Here is a 21,878-nt window from a genome sequence, read left to right on the forward strand (position 1 = left end):
GTTACAGCAGCGCGGGAACGCTTTCGCGAACCTGTGCCGGCCATACGCCGCACTGCACCTGGCCGATATGGTCGAGCTGCAGCAGCAGCATCGTCAGGCGAGACTGGCCAATGCCGCCGCCGATAGTCTGCGGCATCTCGCCGCGCAGCAGCGCCTGGTGCCACTCCAGTTGCAGGCGATCTTCGTCGCCAGTCAGCGCCAGCTGGCGTTTTAGCGCCGCGGCATCAACGCGGATCCCCATTGATGAGATCTCGAACGCATCTTCCAGCACCGGGTTCCACACCAGGATATCGCCGTTCAGTCCGGCAAAGCCTTCAGAAACCTCAGTGCTCCAGTCATCATAATCCGGGGCACGTACATCATGGCGCTTGCCATCAGAGAGTTTGCCGCCGATGCCGATTAAGAAGACGGCGCCCAGCTCTTTGGCAATCGCTCGCTCGCGGCCTTTGGCATCAAGATCCGGATAGCGACTCAGCAGCGCCTGGCTGTGAACAAAGTGGATCTGTTCCGGCAGGAACGGTGTCAGGCCAAATTCCTGGCTGACCGCCAGCTCGGTGGCTTTGATCCCGGCGTAGATCGCTTCGACGGTCGCCTTCAGCGTGCCGACGTGGCGCTCTTCATCCCCCATCACCCGCTCCCAGTCCCACTGGTCGACATAGACGGAGTGGATCGGCGTAAGACGGTCTTCATCGGGGCGAAGGGCCTTCATGTGCGTGTACAGCCCTTCGCCCGCGCTGAAGTCGTGTTGTCCCAGGGTTTGACGCTTCCATTTCGCCAGCGAATGAACCACTTCGAACTGGGCGTCGGGCAGTGTTTTCACTTTCACCTGAACCGCTTTCTCGCAGCCGGACAAGTTATCCTGCGTCCCATCGCCCACGCGGCTTAAGATTGGCGCCTGGACTTCAATCAGGCCAAGCTTCTCTTCCAGCTGACGGGAAAAATGGGATTTAACGAAACTGATCTGGCGTTGTTTTGCGATATAAGCGGTTTTCATTTTTATGACTCCTGCGTCCTGTTGCCATTGATTAAGCAACAAAACAGGCCGCCAATACAATAATCAATCAATAAAAAGGCTCGTCAACTTTTAATTCAACAAAATATAGAGCTAAAATAGTAAGAACCGTCAAACTTCATAAGAAAAAGATATGGAAAATTATCAGATCGACAATCTGGACCGCGGCATTCTCGATGCGCTCATGGCCAACGCCCGTACCGCCTATGCCGAACTGGCCAAACAATTCAGCGTCAGCCCGGGCACTATTCATGTGCGCGTCGAAAAGATGAAACAGGCGGGCATCATTACTGGCGCGCGCATTGACGTCAGCCCCAAACAGCTGGGCTATGACGTCGGCTGCTTCATCGGCATTATTCTCAAGAGCGCCAAAGACTATCCCTCCGCCCTCGCCCGCCTGGAAAGCCTGGAGGAGGTGACCGAGGCTTACTACACCACCGGTCACTACAGCATCTTTATTAAGGTGATGTGTAAATCCATCGATGCCCTGCAGCAGGTACTTATCAACAAGATCCAAACAATTGATGAAATTCAGTCCACTGAAACCCTGATCGTGCTGCAGAACCCGATCATGCGCACCATTAAGCCCTGATCGTTTTTTTTAATCCCACATTTTTCCACAGGTAGATCCCAGCTCGCTCACAGCGTACAATACGCCACTCTGAACAGTTGAGCGGGCGATCGGCGATCTATGGCAGACATTACACTTATCAGCGGCAGCACCCTGGGCAGTGCGGAATACGTAGCGGAGCATCTGGCAGAAAAGCTGGAAGAAGCAGGCTACAGCACTGAAATCCAGCACGGCCCGCTGGTGGACGATCTGCAGGCGCAAGGGATCTGGTTAGTTATCTCTTCCACCCATGGCGCCGGCGACATTCCCGACAACCTGGTTCCCTTCTATGACGCACTGCTGGCGCAGCAGGCCGATCTTTCCGCCGTGCGCTTTGGCGCCATCGGGATCGGCAGCCGTGAATACGACACTTTTTGCGGCGCGATCGATAAATTAGAAGCGGCGCTGAAGGCCTGCGGGGCAAAACAGATCGGCGAGACCCTGAAGATCAACGTGCTGGAACATGAAATTCCGGAGGATCCGGCGGAAATCTGGCTGGGATCCTGGAAAAATTTGCTCTGAGAATTGTAAAGATCGTCCGTTCTTCTGTGGATAACCATGCTTAAAAGCTTGGATCAACCGGTAGTTATCCAAAGAATAACCGGAGTATGGTTTTTGAGCTGTGCATAACCCTTCATTCTGATCCCAGCTTATACGGACCAGGATCACCGATCATTCACAGATAGTGATCCTTCTTAAGCTTTTGATCTTACTTCGTGGATCCGACTTATCCACAAAGAGAGTCGATCCTAATAAGAGATCACAATAGAACAGATCTCTATATAAAGATCTTCTTTTTAATACTCAGGATCCCGGAGTCTTTCTCAAAAGACCAAAGCCGAGTAGAATCCACGGCCCGGGCTTCAATCCATTTTCAAACCGCGTTATGCGAGGCAGACCACCATGTTTTATCAGGATCCTTTTGACGTCATTATCATTGGCGGGGGTCACGCAGGCACTGAGGCCGCAATGGCCGCAGCGCGTATGGGTCAACAGACCCTGCTTTTGACACACAATATCGACACGCTGGGGCAGATGAGCTGCAACCCGGCGATTGGCGGCATTGGGAAAGGACACCTGGTAAAAGAAGTGGACGCGCTCGGCGGTCTGATGGCCAAAGCGATCGATCAGGCAGGCATTCAGTTTAGGATACTAAACGCCAGCAAAGGCCCCGCGGTGCGCGCCACTCGCGCCCAGGCTGACCGCGTGCTGTACCGTCAGGCGGTACGCACTGCGCTGGAGAACCAGCCGAACCTGATGATCTTCCAGCAGGCAGTGGAAGATCTGATTGTCGAAAACGATCGTGTCGTAGGTGCGGTCACCCAGATGGGCCTCAAATTCCGAGCCAAAGCGGTGGTACTGACCGTCGGGACCTTCCTTGACGGCAAAATCCATATTGGTCTGGATAACTACAGCGGCGGACGCGCCGGCGATCCGCCGTCGATCCCGCTGTCTCGTCGCCTGCGTGAACTGCCGCTGCGCGTCAGCCGGCTGAAAACCGGAACCCCGCCGCGCATTGACGCGCGCACCATCGATTTCAGCGTGCTGGCGCAACAGCATGGCGATAACCCAATGCCGGTCTTCTCGTTTATGGGATCTGCCGATCAGCATCCGCGTCAGGTGCCGTGCTATATCACCCACACTAACGAGAAAACCCATGACGTGATCCGCAATAACCTCGATCGCAGCCCCATGTACGCCGGGGTGATCGAAGGGATCGGTCCACGCTACTGCCCGTCGATCGAAGACAAAGTCATGCGTTTTGCCGATCGCAACCAACATCAGATCTTCCTCGAACCGGAAGGCCTGACCTCAAACGAAATTTATCCGAACGGCATCTCCACCAGCCTGCCGTTCGATGTGCAAATGCAAATCGTCCGCTCGATGCAGGGGATGGAGAATGCGCGGATCGTCCGTCCTGGCTACGCTATTGAGTACGATTTCTTCGACCCGCGCGATCTGAAGCCGACGCTCGAGAGCAAATTCATTCAGGGTCTGTTCTTCGCCGGTCAGATCAACGGCACCACCGGTTATGAAGAAGCTGCGGCTCAGGGTCTGCTGGCCGGTCTTAACGCAGCTCGTTTCTCGGCGGAAAAAGAGGGCTGGGCACCGCGTCGCGATCAGGCCTACCTCGGCGTGCTGGTGGATGACCTGTGTACTCTGGGTACCAAAGAACCGTACCGCATGTTTACCTCTCGTGCTGAATATCGTCTGATGCTGCGCGAAGACAACGCCGACCTGCGTCTGACTGAGCAGGGGCGTGAACTGGGTCTGGTGGATGATGAACGCTGGGCGCGTTACAACGAGAAGCTGGAAAGCATTGAGCGTGAACGCCAGCGCCTGAAATCGACCTGGGTGAACCCTCAGGCTGAGAGCGCTAACGAAGTGAACGCTCACCTGACCGCGCCGCTGTCGCGCGAAGCCAGCGGTGAAGATCTGCTGCGTCGTCCGGAAATGACCTACGAGCAGCTGGTTCAGCTCTCGCCGTTCGCGCCGGGGCTGGAAGATCGGCAGGCGGCTGAGCAGGTTGAGATCCAGGTGAAGTATGAAGGCTATATCGCGCGCCAGCAGGATGAGATCGAGAAACAGCAGCGCAACGAGAATACCTTGTTACCGGCGACACTCGACTACCGTCAGGTCACCGGACTGTCTAATGAAGTGATCGCTAAACTAAACGACCATAAACCGTCGTCGATAGGGCAGGCGTCACGTATTTCCGGGATCACCCCGGCGGCGATCTCTATTTTGCTGGTTTGGTTGAAAAAGCAGGGGATGCTGCGTCGCAGCGCCTGATTGCGGCAGCCTGCCGCGCTGATTTCCCAGTTGCATAATCAGCGTTCGCCTTTATCATTCCTGGCCCGGTAAGCGTTAGCGCCTCCGGGCTCATTATTTTTTGAAGGTACTTACCGTGCTCAACAAACTTTCTCGTCTGCTGGATGAAGCGGGTATTTTGCTCACCGATCACCAGAAAAATCAGCTGGTGGCTTACGTCGGGCTGCTCGATAAGTGGAACAAAGCCTATAACCTGACCTCCGTTCGCGATCCAAATGAGATGCTGGTGCGTCATATCCTGGACAGCATCGTCGTCGCGCCTTATCTGCAGGGCTCGCGCTTTATCGATGTCGGTACGGGACCGGGGCTGCCTGGGATCCCGTTGGCTATCGTGCGCCCGGAGTCGCATTTCACCCTGCTGGACAGCCTTGGCAAACGCGTGCGCTTCCTGCGTCAGGTGCAGCATGAGCTGAAGCTGGATAACGTTACCCCGGTGCAGAGCCGCGTGGAAGCTTTCCCGGCTGAGCCGCCGTTTGATGGCGTGATAAGCCGCGCCTTCGCATCGCTTAATGATATGGTGAGCTGGTGCCATCATTTGCCGGCCGCGAACGGTCACTTCTATGCGCTCAAAGGGTTAGCGCAAAAAGACGAAATGGAAAACCTGCCGGAAGGGTATGCCATAGCCGAGGTCATTGAGCTACATGTTCCTCAGCTGGAAGGGGAGCGGCACCTGGTGGTGATTACGCCAAAATCGAGTTAATTTTTATCAAAAAATGTGGAAAAAATGTGGCCCGTGAATGTTACAAAAATAAAGGACACCTCCCGTTCTAATCGGGCTGCATTTAACCATGTTTTTACTATGGTTTTTCTTGCGGTTAACTTAGCGTAACTGATTCACTGACAAAATAGTCAACTTTGAAAATATCAGGGTGCTAAAAATCGACAACGATAAACAGCATAGCGATGTTAAATTTTTATTATAAATGTCAATAAAAGGTTTTTATTGTATGTGGGGTTGTTTTAGATAATGTCCTCACTTTTTATCTTGAATATCAAAAGCATGAAAAATAGTGTTTTATGTCCTTGATTCATTAAAGGGCGCTTGAAATGTTTATTATGTGATCTAATGCACGCTTTAATTGCCGTGTTTCCACGTTATTTGCAGTTTTGTATGACCGCTCACAGAACGCTGAAATGCGCGGAAAGTTGTCCGTTGGAAAATAATTAAACATTTATTCACTATTTTGCTACTTATTGTTTGAAATCACGGGGCGTCACCGTATAATTTGTCCGCTTTTTGATGCTTGACTCTTCGTCTTAAAGGACGTTTTATACGACACGCGACATACCTCAAAGGGAGCAGGAGTAAAAACGTGATGTCAGTGTCGCTCTTGAGTCGAAACGTTGCTCGCAAGCTTCTGTTTATTCAGTTACTGGCAGTAATGGCAAGTGGACTGCTGTTCAGCCTCAAAGACCCCTTCTGGGGCATTTCCGCGGTATGCGGCGGTTTGGCAGTGGTTTTGCCAAATCTGATGTTTATGATTTTTGCCTGGCGTCATCAGGCGCATACACCAGCAAAAGGCCGTGTGGCCTGGACCTTCGCCTTCGGTGAAGCCTTCAAGGTGTTGCTGACCTTCGCCCTCCTGGCGGTGGCGCTGGCCGTTTTAAAAGTGGTATTTTTGCCACTGATCGTGACGTGGGTTTTGGTGCTGGTGGTACAAGTTCTGGCGCCAGCTGTAATCAACAACAAAGGGTAAAAGGCATCATGGCTTCAGAAAATATGACGCCGCAGGAATACATAGGTCACCATCTGAACAACCTTCAGATTGACCTGCGTACTTTCTCGCTGGTGGATCCGCACAACCCCCCGGCCACCTTCTGGACGCTCAACATTGACTCCATGTTCTTCTCGGTGGTTCTCGGTCTGCTGTTCCTGGCCATGTTCCGTAGCGTTGCTAAGAAAGCGACCAGCGGCGTACCAGGGAAATTCCAGACCTTCATCGAAATGATCATCGGCTTCGTCCATGGTAGCGTCAAAGACATGTACCATGGCAAGAGCAAGGTTATCGCGCCGCTGGCGCTGACCGTGTTCGTCTGGGTCTTCCTGATGAACCTGATGGACCTGCTGCCAATCGACCTGCTTCCTTATATCGGCGAACACATTTTCGGCCTGCCTGCACTGCGCGTGGTTCCGTCTGCTGACGTGAACATCACCCTGTCGATGGCGCTTGGCGTGTTCATCCTGATTCTTTTCTACAGCATCAAAATGAAAGGCGTGGGTGGGTTCGTTAAAGAACTGACCATGCAGCCGTTCAATCACTGGGCGTTCATTCCTGTCAACTTAATCCTTGAAGGGGTAAGCCTGCTGTCCAAACCGGTCTCTCTCGGTCTGCGACTGTTCGGCAACATGTATGCCGGTGAGCTGATTTTCATTCTGATTGCTGGTCTGTTGCCGTGGTGGTCACAGTGGGTTCTGAATGTGCCTTGGGCCATTTTCCACATCCTGATTATTACGCTGCAAGCCTTCATCTTCATGGTTCTGACGATTGTCTATCTGTCGATGGCGTCTGAAGAGCATTGATTTTTACCAACACTACTACGTTTTAACTGAAACAAACTGGAGACTGTCATGGAAAACCTGAATATGGATCTGCTGTACATGGCTGCCGCTGTGATGATGGGTCTGGCGGCAATCGGTGCTGCGATCGGTATCGGCATCCTCGGAGGTAAATTCCTGGAAGGCGCAGCGCGTCAGCCGGATCTGATCCCTCTGCTGCGTACTCAGTTCTTTATCGTTATGGGTCTGGTGGATGCTATCCCGATGATCGCTGTAGGTCTGGGTCTGTACGTGATGTTCGCCGTCGCGTAGTAAGTTGTTAGAAACCTAAGCCACAGAGTTAATTAAAGAGGTATTGTGCTGTGAACATGAACGCAACAATCCTCGGCCAGGCCATCGCGTTTGTTATCTTCGTATGGTTCTGCATGAAGTACGTATGGCCGCCTTTAATGGCTGCCATCGAAAAACGCCAGAAAGAGATTTCTGACGGTTTAGCTTCTGCAGAACGCGCTAAGAAAGATTTGGACCTTGCACAGGCCAACGCGACCGACCAGCTGAAAAAAGCGAAAGCGGAAGCCCAGGTAATCATTGAGCAGGCGAACAAGCGCCGCTCTCAGATTCTGGACGAAGCTAAAGCTGAAGCAGAACAGGAACGCACCAAAATCGTTGCACAAGCGCAGGCTGAAATTGATGCTGAGCGTAAACGTGCACGCGAGGAGCTGCGTAAGCAGGTCGCTATCCTGGCTGTTGCTGGCGCCGAGAAGATCATCGAACGTTCCGTGGATGAAGCTGCTAACAGCGACATCGTGGATAAACTTGTCGCTGAACTGTAAGGAGGGAGGGGCTGATGTCTGAATTTGTAACGGTAGCTCGCCCCTACGCCAAAGCAGCTTTTGACTTTGCCGTCGAACACAACAGTGTTGAACGCTGGCAGGATATGCTGGCGTTTGCCGCCGAAGTGACCAAAAACGATCAAATGGCAGAGCTTCTCTCCGGTGCTTTGGCGCCGGAAACGCTCTCAGAAGCGTTTATCGCTATCTGCGGCGAGCAACTTGACGAAAACGGCCAGAACCTGATTAAGGTGATGGCGGAAAATAATCGTCTGAAGGTGCTCCCGGACGTTCTTGAGCAATTCATTCACCTGCGCGCGGCCAGTGAGGCCATCGCAGAGGTAGAAGTCATATCTGCCAACCAACTGAGTGATGAACAGCTTGCCAGGATCGTCAGCGCGATGGAAAAACGTCTGTCACGCAAAGTTAAGCTGAATTGCAAAATCGATAAGTCTGTTATGGCAGGTATTATCATCCGTGCGGGTGATATGGTCATTGATGGCAGCGTACGCGGCCGTCTTGATCGCCTTGCAGACGTCTTGCAGTCTTAAGGGGACTGGAGCATGCAACTGAATTCCACCGAAATCAGCGAACTGATCAAGCAGCGCATTGCTCAGTTCAATGTTGTGAGCGAAGCTCATAACGAAGGTACTATTGTTTCTGTAAGTGACGGTGTTATCCGCATCCACGGCCTTGCCGAATGTATGCAGGGTGAGATGATCTCCCTGCCGGGTAACCGTTACGCTATCGCACTGAACCTGGAGCGCGACTCCGTCGGTGCGGTGGTGATGGGTCCGTACGCTGACCTCGCCGAAGGCATGAAGGTGAAATGTACTGGCCGTATCCTGGAAGTTCCGGTTGGTCGTGGCCTGCTGGGCCGCGTGGTTAACACCCTGGGCGCGCCAATTGATGGTAAAGGTCCGCTGGAAAACGACGGTTTCTCCGCCGTTGAAGCGATCGCGCCGGGCGTAATCGAACGTCAGTCCGTCGATCAGCCGGTACAGACCGGTTATAAATCCGTTGACGCCATGATCCCAATCGGTCGTGGTCAGCGTGAACTGATCATCGGCGACCGTCAGACCGGTAAAACTGCGCTGGCTATCGATGCCATCATCAACCAGCGTGATTCCGGCATCAAGTGCGTCTATGTTGCTATCGGCCAGAAAGCGTCCACCATCTCTAACGTGGTGCGTAAACTGGAAGAGCACGGCGCGCTGGCTAACACCATCGTGGTGGTAGCGACTGCATCCGAATCTGCTGCACTGCAATACCTGGCGCCATACGCCGGTTGCGCAATGGGCGAATACTTCCGCGACCGCGGTGAAGATGCGCTGATCGTTTACGATGACCTGTCTAAACAGGCTGTTGCTTATCGTCAGATCTCCCTGCTGCTCCGTCGTCCGCCAGGACGTGAAGCGTTCCCGGGTGACGTATTCTACCTCCACTCTCGTCTGCTGGAGCGTGCTGCGCGTGTTAACGCCGAATACGTTGAAGCCTTCACCAAAGGTGAAGTGAAAGGGAAAACCGGTTCTCTGACCGCGCTGCCGATTATCGAAACCCAGGCGGGTGACGTTTCCGCGTTCGTTCCGACCAACGTAATCTCCATTACCGATGGTCAGATCTTCCTGGAAACCAACCTGTTCAACGCCGGTATTCGTCCTGCGGTTAACCCGGGTATCTCGGTATCCCGTGTGGGTGGTGCAGCGCAGACCAAGATCATGAAGAAACTGTCCGGTGGTATCCGTACCGCGCTGGCGCAGTATCGTGAACTGGCGGCGTTCTCCCAGTTTGCATCCGACCTTGACGATGCAACCCGCAAACAGCTGGACCACGGTCAGAAAGTGACCGAACTGCTGAAACAGAAACAGTATGCGCCGATGTCCGTCGCGCAGCAGTCTCTGGTTCTGTTCGCAGCAGAACGTGGTTATCTGGCTGATGTAGAACTGGCGAAAATCGGTAGCTTCGAAGCCGCACTGCTGGCTTACGTCGACCGTGATCACGCTCCGCTGATGCAAGAGATTAACCAGTCCGGTGGCTATAACGACGAAATCGAAGGCAAGCTGAAAGGCATCCTCGATTCCTTCAAAGCAACCCAGTCCTGGTAACGTCTGGCGGTCTGTCTTAGGGCAGGCCGCAAGGCATTGAGGAGAAGCTCATGGCCGGCGCAAAAGAGATACGTAGTAAGATCGCAAGCGTCCAGAACACGCAAAAGATCACTAAAGCGATGGAGATGGTCGCCGCTTCCAAAATGCGTAAATCGCAGGAGCGCATGGCGGCCAGCCGTCCTTACGCAGATACTATGCGCAAAGTGATTGGTCACCTTGCGAACGGTAATCTGGAATATAAGCACCCTTACCTGGAAGAACGCGACGTTAAGCGCGTGGGCTACCTGGTGGTGTCGACCGACCGTGGTTTGTGCGGCGGCTTGAACATTAACCTGTTCAAGAAACTGCTGGCGGAAATGAAAGCATGGTCCGATAAAGGCGTTCAGTGCGACCTCGCAATGATCGGCTCTAAGGGCGTCTCTTTCTTTAACTCCGTTGGCGGCAACGTTGTTGCACAGGTGACCGGTATGGGGGATAACCCATCCCTGTCCGAACTGATCGGCCCGGTAAAAGTGATGTTGCAGGCCTATGATGAAGGCCGTCTGGACAAGCTGTACGTTGTCAGCAACAAATTTATTAACACCATGTCTCAGGTTCCGACGATCACTCAGCTGCTGCCGTTACCGGCATCAGAAGACGCTGATCTGAAACGTAAATCCTGGGATTACCTGTATGAGCCCGATCCGAAAGCGCTGCTGGATACCCTCCTGCGCCGCTACGTCGAGTCTCAGGTTTATCAGGGCGTGGTTGAAAACCTGGCCAGCGAGCAGGCCGCCCGTATGGTGGCGATGAAAGCCGCGACCGATAATGGCGGCAGCCTGATTAAAGAGCTGCAGTTGGTATACAACAAAGCTCGTCAGGCCAGCATTACTCAGGAACTCACCGAGATCGTCTCGGGGGCCGCCGCGGTTTAACCAGGTTATTTCGTAGAGGATTTAAGATGGCTACTGGAAAGATTGTCCAGGTAATCGGCGCCGTGGTCGACGTCGAGTTCCCTCAGGATGCCGTACCACGCGTGTACGAAGCCCTTGAGGTACAGAATGGTAATGAAGTTCTGGTGCTGGAAGTTCAGCAGCAGCTGGGCGGCGGTATCGTGCGTACCATCGCCATGGGTTCTTCCGATGGTCTGCGCCGCGGTCTGGATGTAAAAGACCTCGAGCACCCGATCGAAGTCCCGGTTGGTAAAGCTACGCTGGGTCGTATCATGAACGTACTGGGTCAACCGGTCGACATGAAAGGCGACATCGGCGAAGAAGAGCGTTGGGCTATCCACCGCGCAGCGCCGTCCTATGAAGAGCTGTCCAGCTCTCAGGAACTGCTGGAAACCGGCATCAAAGTTATCGACCTGATGTGTCCGTTCGCGAAGGGCGGTAAAGTCGGTCTGTTCGGTGGTGCGGGTGTCGGTAAAACCGTAAACATGATGGAGCTGATCCGTAACATCGCGATCGAGCACTCCGGTTACTCCGTGTTTGCGGGCGTAGGTGAGCGTACTCGTGAGGGTAACGACTTCTACCACGAAATGACCGACTCCAACGTTATCGATAAAGTATCCCTGGTGTACGGCCAGATGAACGAGCCGCCGGGAAACCGTCTGCGCGTTGCGCTGACCGGCCTGACCATGGCTGAGAAATTCCGTGACGAAGGTCGTGACGTACTGCTGTTCGTCGATAACATCTATCGTTACACCCTGGCCGGTACGGAAGTATCCGCACTGCTGGGTCGTATGCCTTCAGCGGTAGGTTATCAGCCGACCCTGGCGGAAGAGATGGGCGTTCTGCAGGAACGTATCACCTCCACCAAAACCGGTTCTATCACCTCCGTACAGGCGGTATACGTACCGGCGGATGACTTAACTGACCCATCCCCAGCCACTACCTTTGCTCACTTAGATGCAACCGTAGTACTGAGCCGTCAGATCGCTTCCCTGGGTATCTACCCGGCTGTTGACCCGCTGGACTCCACCAGCCGTCAGCTGGATCCGCTGGTTGTTGGTCAGGAACACTACGACACCGCGCGTGGCGTGCAGTCCATCCTGCAGCGTTATCAGGAACTGAAAGACATCATCGCCATCCTCGGTATGGACGAACTGTCTGAAGAAGACAAACTGGTGGTAGCTCGCGCACGTAAGATCCAGCGCTTCCTGTCCCAGCCGTTCTTCGTGGCTGAAGTCTTTACCGGTTCTCCGGGCAAATACGTGGCGCTGAAAGACACCATCCGTGGCTTTAAAGGCATCATGGAAGGCGAATACGATCACCTGCCAGAGCAGGCGTTCTACATGGTCGGTTCCATCGACGAAGCCGTGGAAAAAGCCAAAAAACTTTAACGCCTTAATCGGAGGGTGATATGGCAATGACTTACCACCTGGACGTCGTCAGCGCAGAGCAACAAATGTTCTCTGGTCTGGTCGAAAAAATCCAGGTAACGGGTAGCGAAGGTGAACTGGGTATTTACCCGGGACACGCACCGCTGCTCACCGCCATTAAGCCTGGTATGATTCGCATCGTTAAACAGCACGGTCATGAAGAGTTTATCTATCTGTCCGGCGGCATTCTTGAAGTGCAGCCTGGCAGCGTGACCGTCCTGGCGGATACCGCAATTCGTGGTCAGGACCTCGACGAAGCGCGAGCGCTGGAAGCGAAACGCAAAGCGGAAGAGCACATTAAGAGCTCTCACGGCGATGTGGATTACGCTCAGGCGTCTGCGGAACTGGCCAAAGCGATCGCTAAACTGCGCGTTATCGAGTTGACCAAAAAAGCGATGTAACACCGGCTTGAACGTAAAAAGCCAGTCTGGTTTCCAGGCTGGCTTTTTTTATGCCCAGCTGCTGACGAGCGGATGAAGTGAAAACAGAATTCACCCTTAATTGTTATTGATTAGTTAAATGATGAAGCGTAGACTCTATTTTATGTGATGCATATCACATAAAATAGCGTTATCAAACTGCACCTGCGTCAGGAAATCATCATGAAACTGTTCCATAAAATCATCGCTAAATTTAGCGTCCTGAGCTTCTAAGCTCCGCGCTATCCCCCCGCTGACACGACGTATCGCCCATCAAAACGACAACACTGGCGATGTGAAACCGGGCAAAGAAGGTCACCTGACGGTGGCCTTTCGTTTTTTATCGCTACATCAATCACTTTGCCGCCCTCCCCCGCCAGCGACTGGCGACGATTATCCTGGTTCTTCCCGCTGTGGGTACTGAAAATCGCTTTCCGCAGCGGCTTTATTCAGGTGGCGAAAAAACAGCAAAAGCAGTGAGATAGTCAATGATTATCCTCCCCGCCCTCCTTTTTCAGCGTTAAACTGATTTGCAGTGGTTAAAAATAGCGTCATAAAATGGTGTATAGCAGTGAGCCTGGACGTTTTCTCCACGTCTCGTTTTATGATGAAAAATATGTAGAAATTTCAACGTGAAAGGCTTTTACTTTTCGTTCTAACTACCGTCAGGATGAGTATGTCAAATAGTGCGATGAGCGTGGTTATCCTTGCCGCAGGCAAAGGGACCCGCATGTATTCCGATCTTCCTAAGGTGCTGCATACCCTGGCCGGGAAGCCAATGGTGCAGCATGTCATTGATGCCGCTAACGATTTAGGCGCATGTGCGGTACACCTGGTGTATGGCCACGGTGGCGATCTGCTGCGTCAGACGCTGCATGAAGACAACCTGAACTGGGTGCTGCAGGCCGAGCAGCTCGGAACCGGGCACGCCATGCAGCAGACGGCGCCGTTCTTCAATGATGATGAAGACATCCTGATGCTCTACGGCGATGTGCCGCTGATCTCCGTCGAGACGCTACAGCGCCTGCGCGCCGCGAAGCCGCAGGGCGGGATTGGTCTGCTGACCGTGAAGCTGGATGATCCAACCGGCTACGGCCGCATTACCCGTGAGAATGGCCAGGTGACGGGTATCGTTGAGCACAAAGATGCCAGCGAGGCGCAGCGCCAGATTCAGGAAATTAACACTGGGATCCTGATCGCCGGCGGAGCGGACCTCAAGCGCTGGCTGGCGAATCTCACCAATAACAACGCCCAGGGCGAATACTACATCACCGATATCATCGCCATGGCGCATCAGGAAGGTCGCGAGATCGTTGCCGTGCATCCCCAGCGCCTGAGCGAAGTCGAAGGCGTCAACAACCGCCTGCAGCTTGCGCGCCTGGAGCGCGTCTACCAGGCTGAGCAAGCGGAAAAGCTGCTGCTGGCGGGAGTGATGCTGCGCGATCCGGCGCGTTTCGATCTGCGCGGTACGCTGCAGCACGGGCGCGATGTGGAGATCGATACTAACGTTATTCTGGAAGGCAACGTGGTGTTGGGCGATCGTGTGAAAATCGGCGCCGGCTGCGTGATCAAAAACAGCACCATCGGCGATGATTGCGAAATCAGCCCCTACAGCGTGGTGGAAGATGCCCAGCTGCAGGCGGCCTGCACCATCGGCCCATTTGCCCGTCTGCGCCCGGGCGCCGAACTGCTGGAAGGCGCCCACGTTGGCAACTTCGTGGAAATGAAAAAGGCGCGTCTCGGCAAAGGCTCCAAGGCGGGTCATCTGACCTATCTGGGCGATGCGGAGATCGGTGATAACGTCAATATCGGCGCGGGCACCATCACCTGCAACTACGATGGCGCGAACAAACACAAAACGATTATTGGCGACGATGTCTTTGTCGGCTCGGATACCCAGCTGGTGGCCCCGGTTACGGTAGGCAACGGCGTCACTATCGCCGCCGGCACCACCGTCACACGCAATATCGCCGATAACGAACTGGTGTTGAGCCGCGTGCCGCAGGTCCATAAGCAGGGCTGGCAGCGTCCGGTGAAGAAAAAATGAACAGAATTGTCGCCGGGGGTGTACAACGCCCGGCGAACCAGGATGAGAGGGTCAACATAGATCCCCGTCCGCAGGCAGTACCATAACAATAACCCCACTCTCTACAAGGCTCGGGGCGCCCGGGAAACGGGCAAATACAGGTCAGCGACAACGCATGGCATATCGCCATTATCAGGAAATTTAACTATGTGTGGAATTGTTGGCGCAGTCGCGCAGCGTGATATTGCTGAAATCCTTCTCGAAGGTTTACGTCGTCTGGAATACCGTGGCTATGACTCTGCCGGTCTGGCGGTAGTCGACAGCGAAGGTCATATGACCCGCGTGCGTCGCCTGGGTAAGGTACAGATGCTGGCTCAGGCGGTCGAAGAGCAACCGTTACACGGTGGTACCGGGATCGCCCATACTCGCTGGGCGACGCACGGCGAACCGTCTGAGAGCAATGCGCATCCGCATGTTTCTGAACACATTGTGGTGGTCCATAACGGGATCATCGAAAACCACGAGCCGCTGCGCGCATTGCTGCAGTCTCGCGGCTATGTCTTCGTCACTGAGACCGATACCGAAGTTATCGCCCATCTGGTGCACTGGGAGCTGGAACAAGGTGGAACCTTGCGTGAAGCCGTGCTGCGCGCCATCCCGCAGCTGCGCGGCGCCTACGGCACCGTGATCATGGATACCCGCGACCCGGGTACCCTGCTGGCGGCCCGCTCCGGTAGCCCGCTGGTTATCGGTCTGGGCATGGGGGAAAACTTTATCGCCTCCGACCAGCTGGCGCTGCTGCCGGTTACCCGCCGCTTCATCTTCCTTGAAGAAGGCGACATTGCGGAAGTGACTCGTCGCTCGGTAGTGATTTTCGATAAATCCGCTGCGCAAGTGAAGCGCCAGGAGATCGAATCCAATCTGCAATATGATGCCGGCGATAAAGGTATCTATCGCCACTATATGCAGAAAGAGATTTTCGAACAGCCAAATGCGATTAAGAACACCCTGACCGGGCGTATCAGCCACGGCGAAATCGATCTCAGCGAGCTGGGGCCGAACGCCAATGAAATGCTGGCTCAGGTTGAACATATTCAGATTGTTGCCTGCGGGACCTCCTATAACTCCGGAATGGTTTCCCGCTACTGGTTCGAGGCGTTAGCCGGCGTGCCGTGCGATGTGGAAATCGCCTCCGAATTCCGCTATCGGAAGTCTGCGGTGCGTCGTAACAGCCTGATGATCACCCTTTCCCAGTCTGGTGAAACCGCCGATACCCTGGCGGCGCTGCGTTTGTCGAAAGAGCTGGGCTATCTCGGCTCGCTGGCCATCTGCAACGTGCCGGGCTCGTCGCTGGTGCGTGAATCCGATCTGGCGCTGATGACCAAAGCCGGAACGGAAATTGGCGTGGCCTCGACCAAGGCCTTTACCACTCAGCTGACGGTGCTGCTGATGCTGGTGGCGAAACTGGCGCGATTGAAAGGCCAGGATGCGTCCATTGAGCATGATATCGTCCACGGCCTGCAGGCGCTGCCGAACCGTATCGAGCAGATGCTCTCCCAGGACAAGCGTATTGAGCAGCTGGCAGAGCGTTTCTCTGATAAGCATCATGCGCTGTTCCTTGGCCGCGGCGATCAGTACCCGATCGCTATGGAAGGGGCGCTGAAGCTGAAAGAGATCTCCTATATTCACGCGGAAGCCTACGCGGCAGGCGAGCTTAAGCACGGCCCGCTGGCGCTGATTGATGCGGAAATGCCGGTGATCGTAGTGGCGCCGAACAATGAGCTGCTGGAAAAACTGAAATCCAACATCGAAGAGGTTCGCGCCCGCGGCGGTGAGCTGTACGTTTTCGCCGACGGTGACGCCGGCTTCAACGGCAGCGACAACATGCACATCATTGAGATGCCGCATGTCGAAGAGAGCATCGCGCCTATCTTCTACACCGTACCGCTGCAGCTGCTGGCTTATCACGTTGCGCTGATCAAAGGCACTGACGTTGATCAGCCGCGTAACCTGGCGAAATCGGTCACGGTTGAGTAACGTATTATCTCTTTTGCAAAGGGCTGCCGGCGGCGGCCCTTTTTTATTTTTACCTGCTGTTTTTCGCCGATCTTGTGCGCAATATCTGGGGAGGCGATAGATGACAAACGATCGTTTTGCTCTGCGATTTCGCTGTCATAAAAAGAAAATTATTCTGTCATTGTGTGGTCATGCTAGTAGATAACTATTTGAGTTATAAGCGTATTATTTGACGTAAAATCCCCCCTCCCGGCGTGTCATAAAACTGTCATAATTCGTACATTTTACTGTCACCTCTTTGACCTATTTTGCTCACCATAGCCTCGAAACAATGATTTACGAATCCCAGCAGGAGACATTATGAACGTTATGCGTACCACCGTCGCAACAGTTGTCGCCGCGACCTTATCGATGAGCGCTTTCTCTGCTTTCGCAGCAGCAAGCCTGACTGGCGCAGGTGCAACTTTTCCTGCGCCGGTGTATGCCAAATGGGCTGACACCTATCAGAAAGAAACTGGCAATAAAGTGAACTACCAGGGTATTGGTTCCTCTGGTGGCGTTAAACAGATTATTGCCAACACCGTGGATTTCGGTGCTTCTGATGCTCCGCTGGCTGATGACAAACTGACCCAGGAAGGCCTGTTCCAGTTCCCGACCGTGATTGGCGGCGTGGTGCTGGCGGTTAACCTGCCTGGCGTGAAATCCGGCGAGCTGGTGCTGGATGGCAAAACCCTCGGCGATATCTACCTGGGTAAAATTAAAAAATGGGATGACGAAGCGATCGCTAAGCTCAACCCGGGTCTGAAGCTGCCGTCGCAGAATATCGCCGTGGTTCGCCGCGCCGATGGTTCCGGTACCTCCTTCGTCTTTACCAGCTACCTGTCCAAAGTGAATGAAGAGTGGAAATCGAAAATCGGCGCAGGCTCTACCGTTAACTGGCCAACCGGTCTGGGCGGTAAAGGCAACGACGGTATCGCCGCTTTTGTTCAGCGTCTGCCGGGCTCGATTGGTTACGTCGAATACGCTTACGCCAAGCAAAACAACCTGGCGTACACCAAACTGGTCTCTGCCGACGGCAAGCCGGTTAGCCCGACTGAAGACAACTTCGCTAACGCCGCAAAAGGCGTTGACTGGAGCAAGTCTTTCGCTCAGGACCTGACTAACCAGAAAGGTGAAAACGCATGGCCGATCACCTCAACCACCTTCATCCTGGTGCATAAGGCGACGAACAAGCCTGAGCAGACCGCCGAAGTGCTGAAGTTTTTTGACTGGGCGTATAAAAACGGCGGGAAAGAAGCCAATGCGCTGGATTACGCGACGCTGCCGGAAAGCGTGGTAGAGCAGGTTCGTGCGGCATGGAAAACCAACGTCAAAGACAGCAGCGGTAAAGCGCTGTACTAACAGTAGATTTTTGACGAAGATGGCGGGGGCGTTCAGGCGCTGCCCGCCCTACGGTTCAGACTGTAGGCCCGGGAGCCAACGCCACCGGGCATTTATTCGAACAAGTTTTAATACGTAAAGAGTAATCTATGGCTGCAACCAAGCCTGCATTTACCCCTCCGGGGAAAAAGGGTGACATAATTTTCAGTGCGCTGGTAAAACTGGCTGCGCTGATTGTGCTATTGATGCTGGGCGGCATCATCGTTTCCCTGATCATCTCTTCCTGGCCGAGCATTCAAAAGTTTGGCTTTGCCTTTTTGTGGACCAAAGAGTGGGATGCGCCCAACGAAATCTTCGGCGCGCTGGTGCCGATCTACGGAACTCTGGTGACCTCCTTTATCGCGCTGCTGATCGCCGTCCCGGTGAGCTTCGGCATCGCGCTGTTTCTGACTGAACTGTCCCCCGCCTGGCTCAAGCGCCCATTGGGCATTGCGATTGAGCTGCTGGCGGCAATCCCAAGTATCGTGTACGGCATGTGGGGCCTGTTTATTTTCGCCCCGCTGTTTGCGACTTACTTTCAGGAGCCGGTGGGGAACGTCCTGTCGACCATCCCGTTCGTCGGCGCGCTGTTTGCCGGTCCGGCGTTTGGGATTGGCATTCTCGCCGCTGGCGTCATTCTGGCCATCATGATCATCCCTTATATCGCCGCGGTCATGCGCGATGTTTTCGAACAGACGCCGGTGATGATGAAAGAGTCGGCCTATGGCATCGGCTGCACCACCTGGGAAGTGATCTGGCGCATCGTTTTACCGTTCACCAAAAACGGGGTGATCGGCGGCGTGATGCTCGGTCTGGGCCGTGCGCTGGGTGAAACCATGGCGGTCACCTTTATCATCGGTAACACCTACCAGCTCGACAGCATATCGCTGTATATGCCGGGGAACAGCATTACCTCCGCGCTGGCCAACGAATTCGCCGAAGCGGAAACCGGCCTGCACGTGGCGGCGCTAATGGAGCTGGGCCTGATCCTGTTCGTTATCACCTTTATCGTTCTGGCGGCGTCGAAGTTTATGATTATGCGCCTCGCGAAGAATGAGGGGGCACGCTAATGGCGACCATTGAAATGCAAAGCACCGCCGAGCTGGCGGAGTCCCGCCGCAAGATGCAGGCCAAACGCCGCATGAAGAACCGTATCGCTCTGGCGTTGTCGATGGCCACCATGGCGTTTGGTTTGTTCTGGCTTATCTGGATCCTGATGGCGACGATAACCCGCGGCTTCGACGGCATGAGTCTGGCGCTGTTTACCGAAATGACGCCGCCGCCGAATACCGCGGGCGGTGGTCTGGCCAACGCCCTCGCCGGCAGCGGCCTGCTGATCCTGTGGGCAACCGTCTTTGGTACGCCGCTGGGTATTCTCGCCGGAATTTATTTGGCGGAGTATGGCCGCAAGTCGGTACTGGCTGAAATTATCCGCTTTATCAACGATATTCTGCTTTCCGCGCCGTCTATCGTGGTCGGCCTGTTCGTCTACACCATCGTGGTGGCGCAGATGCAGCACTTCTCGGGCTGGGCGGGCGTTATCGCCCTGGCGCTGCTGCAGGTGCCTATCGTTATTCGTACCACCGAAAACATGCTGAAACTGGTGCCGGATAGCCTGCGTGAAGCGGCCTATGCGCTGGGGACGCCGAAGTGGAAGATGATCTCGGCGATCACCCTGAAAGCCTCCGTCTCAGGGATTATGACCGGGATCCTGCTGGCTATCGCCCGTATCGCTGGGGAAACGGCGCCCTTGCTGTTCACCGCGTTATCTAACCAGTTCTGGAGCACCGACATGATGCAGCCGATTGCCAACCTGCCGGTGACCATTTTCAAATTTGCCATGAGTCCGTTTGCGGAGTGGCAGCAACTGGCATGGGCCGGGGTATTGATTATCACCCTGTGCGTCTTGCTGCTGAACATCCTGGCGCGCGTTATCTTCGCCAAGAAGAAACACGGTTAATTTTTTGCGGCGCAGCCACGGCTGCGCTGAATGAGGAAGAGATTGAGATGAGTATGGTGAATACAGCTCCGGGTAAGATTTCAGTTCGTAACCTGAACTTCTACTACGGCAAATTCCATGCCCTGAAGAACATCAACCTGGATATCACCAAAAACCAGGTAACGGCGTTTATCGGTCCGTCAGGCTGTGGTAAATCCACCCTGCTGCGCACGTTCAACAAAATGTTTGAACTGTATCCGGAGCAGCGTGCGGAAGGCGAGATCCTACTGGATGGCGACAATATTCTGACTAACACCCAGGATATCGCCCTGCTGCGCGCTAAGGTTGGCATGGTGTTCCAGAAGCCAACGCCGTTCCCGATGTCCATTTACGACAACATCGCTTTCGGCGTGCGCCTGTTTGAAAAACTGTCCCGTGCCGATATGGACGAGCGCGTGCAGTGGGCGCTGACCAAAGCCGCATTATGGAACGAAACCAAAGATAAACTGCACCAGAGCGGGTATTCTCTCTCCGGTGGTCAGCAGCAGCGTCTGTGTATTGCCCGCGGTATCGCGATCCGCCCGGAAGTGCTGCTGCTTGATGAGCCGTGCTCCGCGCTGGACCCGATCTCCACCGGGCGTATCGAAGAGCTGATCACCGAGCTGAAACAGGACTACACCGTCGTTATCGTGACTCACAACATGCAGCAGGCTGCGCGTTGCTCCGACCATACGGCATTTATGTATCTTGGCGAGCTGATTGAGTTCAGCAATACGGATGACCTGTTCACCAAGCCCGCGAAGAAACAAACTGAAGATTATATTACTGGCCGCTACGGTTGATTTGCCCTTGTGCTTTCAGGCTCTCACCAGTTGGGCAATCAGGAGACACCATGGACAACCTAAATCTTAACAAACATATTTCCGGCCAGTTCAACGCTGAACTGGAGTATATCCGCACCCAGGTGATGACCATGGGGGGGCTGGTGGAGCAACAGCTTTCTGATGCGATCACCGCCATGCATAACCAGGACAGCGAACTGGCGAAACGCGTGATTGACGGCGACAAACAGGTCAACATGATGGAAGTGGCGATCGATGAAGCCTGCGTGCGCATCATCGCCAAGCGCCAGCCGACCGCCAGCGACCTGCGCCTGGTGATGGCGATCATCAAGACTATCGCTGAGCTGGAACGCATTGGCGATGTGGCGGATAAAATCTGCCGTACCGCGCTGGAGAAGTTTTCCCAGCAGCATCAGCCGCTGCTGGTGAGCCTTGAATCGCTGGGCCGCCATACGGTGCAGATGCTGCATGACGTGCTGGATGCCTTCGCGCGTATGGATCTCGACGAGGCGGTACGTATCTATCGCGAAGACAAGAAAGTCGACCAGGAATATGAAGGCATCGTACGTCAGCTGATGACCTACATGATGGAAGACTCGCGCACTATCCCCAGCGTCCTGACGGCGCTGTTCTGCGCGCGCTCCATCGAGCGTATCGGCGACCGCTGCCAGAATATCTGCGAATATATTTTCTACTTCGTCAAAGGCCAGGATTTCCGTCATGTGGGCGGCGATGAACTGGATAAATTGCTCGCTGGTAAAGATCCGAAAGAGTAATAATCATTTTGTCTAATTCTGATGAATGGATTTATCAGAATTAGATATGATTCCTCCACCGGCAGCGATATTGCTGAGATTATCGTCACAATTAACAGGCTGCCCGTTTGAGTTCTTCATTTTATCGCGTAACAATCAGCATCCACTGACTGAGTGCGCAAGCTCAGAATGTTTTAAACGGATTGTTACTGCG

General features: G+C 54.2%; 21 protein-coding genes. 20 read left to right on the plus strand and 1 reads right to left on the minus strand.

All coding sequences use genetic code 11. The features are described from left to right. Position 1 precedes the first annotated feature (1 nt). On the minus strand, positions 2-994 hold the full coding sequence (gene asnA, locus ACQUTI_RS23290; protein ID WP_004202316.1) for an aspartate--ammonia ligase: 993 nt from the start codon (positions 992-994) through the stop codon (positions 2-4). Positions 995-1,145: 151 nt separating this feature from the next. On the opposite strand from asnA, the gene asnC reads away from it, so the two are divergent. The 20 genes from asnC to phoU all read left to right on the plus strand — a co-directional run bounded on the left by asnC (position 1,146) and on the right by phoU (position 21,685). Continuing rightward, complete coding sequence (gene asnC / locus ACQUTI_RS23295) at positions 1,146-1,604, plus strand: transcriptional regulator AsnC (protein ID WP_002882510.1); 459 nt, start codon at positions 1,146-1,148, stop codon at positions 1,602-1,604. Positions 1,605-1,703: 99 nt separating this feature from the next. Then, positions 1,704-2,144 carry an FMN-binding protein MioC gene (gene mioC, locus ACQUTI_RS23300; protein WP_017899651.1) on the plus strand — a complete coding sequence of 147 codons (441 nt, stop codon included), beginning with the start codon at positions 1,704-1,706 and terminating at the stop codon, positions 2,142-2,144. A 381-nt stretch (positions 2,145-2,525) separates the two neighbouring features. Then, positions 2,526-4,415 carry a tRNA uridine-5-carboxymethylaminomethyl(34) synthesis enzyme MnmG gene (gene mnmG / locus ACQUTI_RS23305; protein ID WP_004202313.1) on the plus strand — a complete coding sequence of 630 codons (1,890 nt, stop codon included), beginning with the start codon at positions 2,526-2,528 and terminating at the stop codon, positions 4,413-4,415. A 115-nt stretch (positions 4,416-4,530) separates the two neighbouring features. Beyond that, on the plus strand, positions 4,531-5,154 hold the full coding sequence (rsmG, locus tag ACQUTI_RS23310; RefSeq protein WP_004202311.1) for a 16S rRNA (guanine(527)-N(7))-methyltransferase RsmG: 624 nt from the start codon (positions 4,531-4,533) through the stop codon (positions 5,152-5,154). Between the two features lie 616 nt (positions 5,155-5,770). Further along, entirely contained in the window at positions 5,771-6,151 is a 381-nt protein-coding gene (gene atpI, locus ACQUTI_RS23315; protein ID WP_004202310.1) for a F0F1 ATP synthase subunit I, read from the plus strand. An 8-nt stretch (positions 6,152-6,159) separates the two neighbouring features. Beyond that, entirely contained in the window at positions 6,160-6,975 is an 816-nt protein-coding gene (gene atpB / locus ACQUTI_RS23320; protein ID WP_004202309.1) for a F0F1 ATP synthase subunit A, read from the plus strand. Between the two features lie 48 nt (positions 6,976-7,023). After that, the gene (gene atpE / locus ACQUTI_RS23325) at positions 7,024-7,263 is read left to right on the plus strand and encodes a F0F1 ATP synthase subunit C (RefSeq protein WP_000429386.1); all 240 of its coding nucleotides are present in this window, start codon (positions 7,024-7,026) and stop codon (positions 7,261-7,263) included. A gap of 50 nt (positions 7,264-7,313) precedes the next feature. Then, entirely contained in the window at positions 7,314-7,784 is a 471-nt protein-coding gene (atpF, locus tag ACQUTI_RS23330; RefSeq protein ID WP_004107293.1) for a F0F1 ATP synthase subunit B, read from the plus strand. Positions 7,785-7,798: 14 nt separating this feature from the next. Then, positions 7,799-8,332 (plus strand): F0F1 ATP synthase subunit delta, encoded by a 534-nt coding sequence (atpH, locus tag ACQUTI_RS23335; RefSeq protein ID WP_004202307.1) that lies wholly within the window; start codon positions 7,799-7,801, stop codon positions 8,330-8,332. Positions 8,333-8,344: 12 nt separating this feature from the next. Next, positions 8,345-9,886 (plus strand): F0F1 ATP synthase subunit alpha, encoded by a 1,542-nt coding sequence (gene atpA / locus ACQUTI_RS23340; RefSeq protein ID WP_004144995.1) that lies wholly within the window; start codon positions 8,345-8,347, stop codon positions 9,884-9,886. A 50-nt stretch (positions 9,887-9,936) separates the two neighbouring features. After that, positions 9,937-10,800: a F0F1 ATP synthase subunit gamma gene (gene atpG, locus ACQUTI_RS23345; protein ID WP_004144996.1), complete on the plus strand. Its 864-nt coding sequence runs from the start codon at positions 9,937-9,939 to the stop codon at positions 10,798-10,800. 26 nt (positions 10,801-10,826) lie between these two features. Continuing rightward, positions 10,827-12,209 carry a F0F1 ATP synthase subunit beta gene (atpD, locus tag ACQUTI_RS23350; protein ID WP_004144997.1) on the plus strand — a complete coding sequence of 461 codons (1,383 nt, stop codon included), beginning with the start codon at positions 10,827-10,829 and terminating at the stop codon, positions 12,207-12,209. A gap of 20 nt (positions 12,210-12,229) precedes the next feature. Then, a complete protein-coding gene (locus tag ACQUTI_RS23355) occupies positions 12,230-12,649 on the plus strand; it encodes a F0F1 ATP synthase subunit epsilon (protein ID WP_001251971.1) in 420 nt (139 codons plus the stop codon). A 694-nt stretch (positions 12,650-13,343) separates the two neighbouring features. Continuing rightward, complete coding sequence (gene glmU, locus ACQUTI_RS23360; protein WP_080838398.1) at positions 13,344-14,714, plus strand: bifunctional UDP-N-acetylglucosamine diphosphorylase/glucosamine-1-phosphate N-acetyltransferase GlmU; 1,371 nt, start codon at positions 13,344-13,346, stop codon at positions 14,712-14,714. Positions 14,715-14,900: 186 nt separating this feature from the next. Then, positions 14,901-16,730, plus strand: a complete 1,830-nt coding sequence (gene glmS, locus ACQUTI_RS23365; protein ID WP_004202303.1) for a glutamine--fructose-6-phosphate transaminase (isomerizing) — start codon at positions 14,901-14,903, stop codon at positions 16,728-16,730. A gap of 339 nt (positions 16,731-17,069) precedes the next feature. Further along, positions 17,070-18,110 (plus strand): phosphate ABC transporter substrate-binding protein PstS, encoded by a 1,041-nt coding sequence (gene pstS, locus ACQUTI_RS23370; RefSeq protein ID WP_004150308.1) that lies wholly within the window; start codon positions 17,070-17,072, stop codon positions 18,108-18,110. 128 nt (positions 18,111-18,238) lie between these two features. Then, entirely contained in the window at positions 18,239-19,198 is a 960-nt protein-coding gene (pstC, locus tag ACQUTI_RS23375) for a phosphate ABC transporter permease PstC (protein WP_004202302.1), read from the plus strand. Beyond that, positions 19,198-20,088, plus strand: a complete 891-nt coding sequence (pstA, locus tag ACQUTI_RS23380) for a phosphate ABC transporter permease PstA (RefSeq protein ID WP_004202301.1) — start codon at positions 19,198-19,200, stop codon at positions 20,086-20,088. The genes pstC and pstA overlap by 1 nt, the downstream gene beginning before the upstream one ends. Before the next feature lie 47 nt (positions 20,089-20,135). Further along, the gene (pstB, locus tag ACQUTI_RS23385) at positions 20,136-20,909 is read left to right on the plus strand and encodes a phosphate ABC transporter ATP-binding protein PstB (RefSeq protein WP_004145006.1); all 774 of its coding nucleotides are present in this window, start codon (positions 20,136-20,138) and stop codon (positions 20,907-20,909) included. A 50-nt stretch (positions 20,910-20,959) separates the two neighbouring features. Next, positions 20,960-21,685, plus strand: a complete 726-nt coding sequence (gene phoU, locus ACQUTI_RS23390) for a phosphate signaling complex protein PhoU (protein ID WP_004107251.1) — start codon at positions 20,960-20,962, stop codon at positions 21,683-21,685. The last annotated feature ends 193 nt before the right edge of the window (positions 21,686-21,878 follow it).

The organism is Klebsiella sp. 7-CIP_Kleb., assembly GCF_050378655.1.
GTDB classification, from domain to species: domain Bacteria; phylum Pseudomonadota; class Gammaproteobacteria; order Enterobacterales; family Enterobacteriaceae; genus Klebsiella; species Klebsiella quasipneumoniae.